The 831-nt window shown below is 50.3% G+C and carries 1 protein-coding gene; it reads right to left on the reverse strand.

Annotated features, from left to right (window positions below; all coding sequences use genetic code 11):
• Window positions 1-831 (reverse strand): ABC transporter ATP-binding protein (locus R7Z49_RS24155; RefSeq protein WP_318112252.1); only part of this gene is annotated, 831 nt, incomplete at both ends.

Genomic DNA, 831 nt, shown 5'->3' on the forward strand with positions numbered 1-831 from the left:
AGCCGCTTCGACTTCTGAGTCCAGAGCTGAAGTTGCTTCATCCAGTACCAACAGCGGCGCGTCTTTCAATACCACACGAGAAATCGCGATACGCTGACGCTGACCACCAGACAACTTCACGCCTCGTTCGCCAACTTGCGCATCGTAGCCGACATTGCCAAATGGGTCTGTCAGTGTTTCGATGAACTCGTGAGCGTGCGCTTGTTTCGTCGCTTTAAGCAGTTCCCCTTCTGAGGCGGTTGGGTTGCCGTACAAGATGTTATCTCTTATTGAACGGTGCAAAAGAGACGTATCCTGTGTCACCATGCCAATTTTCGAGCGCAACGAATCTTGCGTGACGTCAGCAATGTTTTGACCGTCAATCTTAATGCTGCCTTCTTCCACATCATGGAAGCGTAACAGCAAGTTCACCAACGTGGATTTGCCTGCGCCAGAGCGCCCAACCAAGCCGACTTTTTCTCCAGGTTTGATGTCGAGATTCAGATGGTTGATGACGCCTTTGTTTTCACCGTAATGAAAGCTGACGTTATCGAACTGGATGCCACCTTTAGATACGACCAAGTCTTTCGCATTCGGTTTGTCTTGGATATCGATAGGTTTGGACAGTGTTTTCATGCCATCCACGACAGTACCCATGTTTTCAAACAGGGCTCCGACTTCCCACATGATCCACATCGACATGCCGTTAACGCGCAGCGCTAGGCTGACCGCAATAGCAATGGCACCGACGCTAATCGCGCTGTCCAACCACAGATAAATCGACAAAGCCGCGACGGAAAACACCAAGATGTAGTTGGAGATTTCAACCGCCACGTCAAAGCCCGTAACCAA

It is taken from the genome of Vibrio sp. 1562, assembly GCF_033340155.1.
Lineage (GTDB): Bacteria > Pseudomonadota > Gammaproteobacteria > Enterobacterales > Vibrionaceae > Vibrio > Vibrio alginolyticus.